Origin of the sequence: Kitasatospora sp. NPDC057198, assembly GCF_042670125.1 — a bacterium.
Taxonomy (GTDB): Bacteria; Actinomycetota; Actinomycetes; order Streptomycetales; family Streptomycetaceae; genus Kitasatospora.
This window is the reverse complement of record NZ_JBHUWH010000611.1, coordinates 1-4,009: the sequence shown is the minus strand read 5'-3', so window position 1 is coordinate 4,009 and position 4,009 is coordinate 1. Positions and strand designations below refer to the sequence as shown.

Genomic DNA, 4,009 nt, shown 5'->3' with positions numbered 1-4,009 from the left:
ATCCACTTCCGCGCCCCTCGGCGTCTTCCCTCCGACCGTCCCGTCCTCCGCCCACCACCCCCGGCGGTACGCCGCGCCGCCGCTCCAGCCGCTACCGGGCCACCCGCCGAAGCCCGCGCGGCAGGGTGCCCCTCGAACGGTCCGACCTGCGTCGGCGTCCGCCCGACAGCGAGGCGGTCAACCGGTGCGGACGGGAAGAGGCACGCCGCGAAGCCGCCGTGCGCCCCAGGTACACCGTCCCCGTACCCCACCCCGACCCGCCTCGCCCCGCCCCACCCCGACCCGCCCCGCCCCGCCCCGATAGTGCGCGTCACCGGTGTGCCGCACGGTGCCCCGGGGCGCCGTCGGGCCGCGGAACCCTGCGCACCTCCTCCACCGGCTCCTCCAGCCCTCCGGCGTCCGCGCGTTCGGCGAGTTGGGACAGTCCGGCGGGGCTGAAGCCGACCGCGTCGGCTGCGAAGCCGCTGCGGGCAAGGAGAGGTCGTCCCGTCCGTGTCCGGCGCCGGGTTCCAGCACCGTCCCGCCGAACGCCGGAAGAACCGGCGGCGCACCGCCCCGCCCCCGCCCGACTCGGCCAACGCGCCCACACCCGCGCCCACACCACACCCGCGCCACGCCCGCGCCCGTGCGCCGACCCCGGTGATCTGCGCTTCCGCCCTGCCGTGCGATGCTCCTGGTCATGGATTCCGCCCCGCGCAACCCGATCGGCGCCCACGTCCCCGTCGCCGGGAAGGGGCTGGCGGGAACGGGGTTGGCCTACGCCGAGAAGGTCGGGGCGGAGGCGGTGCAGGTGTTCGTGGCCAACCCGCGCGGGTGGGCCACCCCGGCCGGGAACCCGGTGCAGGACCTGGCCTTCCGGACGGCCTGCGCCGAACGGGGCGTCCCGGCGTACGTGCACGCGCCCTACCTGATCAACTTCGGTTCCGACTCGGCCGCGACCAGGGAGAAGTCCGCCGAGTCACTGACGCACTCGCTGCACCGCTCGGCCTCGATCGGCGCCCTCGGCACGGTCGTGCACACCGGCTCCGCGCTCTGCGGCACCCGTGCGGAGGCGCTCGCCCAGGTCCGCGCCCAGGTGCTGCCGATCCTGGACGGCCTCGACCGCTACGGGGCCGACGCCCCCTGGCTGCTGCTGGAGCCGACCGCGGGCCAGGGCAGTTCGCTCTGCTCCCGGATGGAGGACCTCGCCGCCTACCTGGAGGCCCTCGACCACCACCCGCTGGTCGGCGTCTGCCTGGACACCTGTCACGCCTTCGCGGCCGGGCACGACCTGGCCGCCCCGGACGGGGTGGAGGAGCTCTTCGACGCCCTGCACCGGGCGGCCGGGCCGGGCCGGCTGCGGCTGATCCACGCCAACGACTCGCAGGACGTCGCGGGGGCCCGCAAGGACCGCCACGAGAACATCGGCGCCGGCCACATCGGGGCGGCCGCGTTCGAGGCGCTGCTCGCGCACCCCGCCACCGCCGGCGTCCCCCTGATCATCGAGACCCCGGACGGCCGCCACGATCCCGCCCGGATCGAGGGCGCCCGCCACACCGCCGACATCGATCTGCTCAAACGGCTGCGCTGCCCGGCCGCCTGAGCCGCCGTTCCCACTCCGCCCGCTGCCGGTTAAGCTCCCCTGGTGTCCGTCCCGCAGCCGATAGCCGCACCCGCCTCAGCCGTCTCCCCCGGACCGCCCGAGACAGCCGCCACCCCCGAGACCGCCGACATCCCCGAGACCACTGAGACGCCCGCGGTCACCGGGGCCTCCGAGACCACCGGGGCGCGGCCGGGCCCTTCCACACGCCGTCCGCACCGCGGAGCACTGCTGCGGCTGGGCGTGCTGTTCGCGGTGCTCGGCGCGACCGCGGCCTCGCTGCTGCTGTGGGACCCGTCCGCCGTCCTGTCCGCCGCCACCGGGCCGTGGCGGCTGCCGATCGCGCTCTCGGTGTACGTCTTCGGCACGGTGGCCTTCCTGCCGCGTCCGGCGCTGAACGCGGGCATGGGGGTGCTGTTCGGTTCGCTGTGGGGCGTGCCGCTGGCGGTCGCGGGGTCGGCGGTGGGCGCGGCGGTGGCCTTCGCCCTCGGCCGCGGGCTGGGCCGCGAGGCACTGCGCCCGCTGGTGCGTGGGAAGGTGCTGACGGAGATCGACCGGCGGCTGTCCGAACAGGGCTTCCGCAGCGTGCTGCTGATCCGGTTGTTCCCGGGCGCGCCGTTCCAGGCCGGCACCTTCGCCTGCGCGTTCTCGAGCGTCCGGTTCTGGCCGTTCCTCGCGGGCACCGTCCTCGGCGTGGTGCCGATCACCACCGCGTACGTGGTGGCGGGGGCGAGCGCGGGCTCGCCCACCTCGCCGGCCTTCCTGGTCTCCGCGGCGGTGATCGCCGCGATGTGCGTGTTCAGCGCCCTCTCGCTGTGGCGCGCCCGCCCGCGCCGCACCGCACCACCCGCTGCTTGACACCCACCACCCGAACGACGAACGACAGCCCCTGGCAGCCCGGCCGGACGGTCCCGACAGCCACCGCGCCCGGGGAACGTCCGGCCAGTGCCTGTCCGGCGGATCTTGTGACCGTCCGACGATGGGATCGTTGTTCTGGTCGTGGGACGGGGAGATCTGACGAACGACGAGTGGACGCGGCTTGAACCGCATCTGCCGAAGTCCGGTGCTCGGGGCGGACGGTGGTGCAAGCACCGCCGGGTGATCAACGGGATCCTGTTCCGAGTCCGTACCGGAGTGCCGTGGCGTGACCTGCCCGAGCGTTTCGGGAGCTGGAAGACCGTTTACGAGCGGCATCGGCGCTGGTCGGCTGACGGGACCTGGGACCGGATCCTCCAAGCAGTCCTGACCGATGCCGATGCCGGCGGTCGGGTGGACTGGAGCATGGTCAGCGTCGACTCGACCTCGTGCCGGGCACACCAGCACGCGGCCGGGGCCCGCAAAGCACGCTGCGAGTCCCGAAAAAAGATCAACGCCTCGGCAGCACCGCCCCGACGAAGGACTCGGACGCTCCCGGGGCGGCCTGACCAGCAAAATCCACCTCGCCGGCGAAGGCGGACGCCGACCGCTGGCACTGCTGATCACGCCCGGCCAGTGGGGCGACAGCCCGCAGCCGATTCCGGTTCTCGAACAAATCCGGGTCAAGCGTCCAGGCAGCGGGCACCCGCGTACCCGCCCGGACCACCTGGGCGGCGACAATGCCTACAGCTCCCGCCGAAACCGGCGTTACCTGCGCCGACGCCAGATCAAGCACACCATCCCCGAACCGAAGGACCAGCGGGCCAACCGCCGACGCCGAGGCGGCCGAGGCGGCAGGCCGGCCGGGTTCGACAAGGAGATGTACAAGCGCCGCAACGAGGTAGAGCGCACGATCAACCAACTCAAGCACTCCAGAGCTGTGGCCACTCGATACGACAAGCGCGCCTACGTGTTCACCGGCACCGTCACCCTGGCCTCGATTCGCCTGTGGCTCAGGAACTGACCGGGCTCCGGGTCAGAGACGGCCGATCGCGGCCTGGAGCTCGGCACCGGAGAGGCCGACGACCTCCGCGTCATGCCGCAGATCCTCCGGAAGGTGCTCCAGACGCCCATCCGCGGAGACGAGAGTGGCTCCCTCCTGGAGCACGATCTCGGCATCGAGCCGGATCGCCAGGTCGGAGACCAGGTCGAGCACCGGCCCGGGACTGAAGTGGCTGACCATGATGCTGATCAGACCCAGCCCGGCCTCGGTGGCCGCGTAGATGTCAGCCTCGCCCCCGTCCTCGGCACGGATCTGCACGAAACCGTGTTCCGGCTCGCGCTTCACGACGTGCGGCCCGATCACCTCATCGAACAACCCGCCATCCATAACTGCCGCATTGCCGTGCTCGAACCGGATCAGGTAGAGGCTGTAACTCACGCGACCACCATGGCATCAACCATGATCCGCCGGATAGGCCCTAGTAGTGCTTCGTTACGTTGGGTGATCTTGCCTGTTGGTGGGCATTCTTCAGGTGTGAAGCTGGGGGATGTGGAGCGGCTCCGTGGTGAGTT

The 4,009-nt window shown here is 72.5% G+C and carries 4 protein-coding genes; 3 read left to right on the top strand and 1 reads right to left on the bottom strand.

The features are described 5' to 3' along the window. The first annotated feature begins 679 nt into the window (after positions 1-679). The 3 genes from ACFUEL_RS36515 (at position 680) to ACFUEL_RS36505 (ending at position 3,458) form a co-directional block, all read left to right on the top strand. Positions 680-1,582 carry a deoxyribonuclease IV gene (locus tag ACFUEL_RS36515; protein WP_380242016.1) on the top strand — a complete coding sequence of 301 codons (903 nt, stop codon included), beginning with the start codon at positions 680-682 and terminating at the stop codon, positions 1,580-1,582. Positions 1,583-1,624: 42 nt separating this feature from the next. Further along, a complete protein-coding gene (locus ACFUEL_RS36510; RefSeq protein ID WP_380242015.1) occupies positions 1,625-2,437 on the top strand; it encodes a TVP38/TMEM64 family protein in 813 nt (270 codons plus the stop codon). A gap of 141 nt (positions 2,438-2,578) precedes the next feature. Further along, positions 2,579-3,458, top strand: a protein-coding gene (locus tag ACFUEL_RS36505) for an IS5 family transposase (RefSeq protein WP_380242013.1) whose coding sequence is annotated in 2 segments (ribosomal slippage) — positions 2,579-2,928 and positions 2,927-3,458 — 882 coding nt in all. Because the reading frame shifts where the segments join, the coding sequence is not laid out codon by codon here. Positions 3,459-3,470: 12 nt separating this feature from the next. On the opposite strand, the gene ACFUEL_RS36500 is transcribed toward ACFUEL_RS36505, so the two are convergent. Then, positions 3,471-3,875: a hypothetical protein gene (locus tag ACFUEL_RS36500; protein WP_380242011.1), complete on the bottom strand. Its 405-nt coding sequence runs from the start codon at positions 3,873-3,875 to the stop codon at positions 3,471-3,473. Positions 3,876-4,009: the final 134 nt, after the last annotated feature.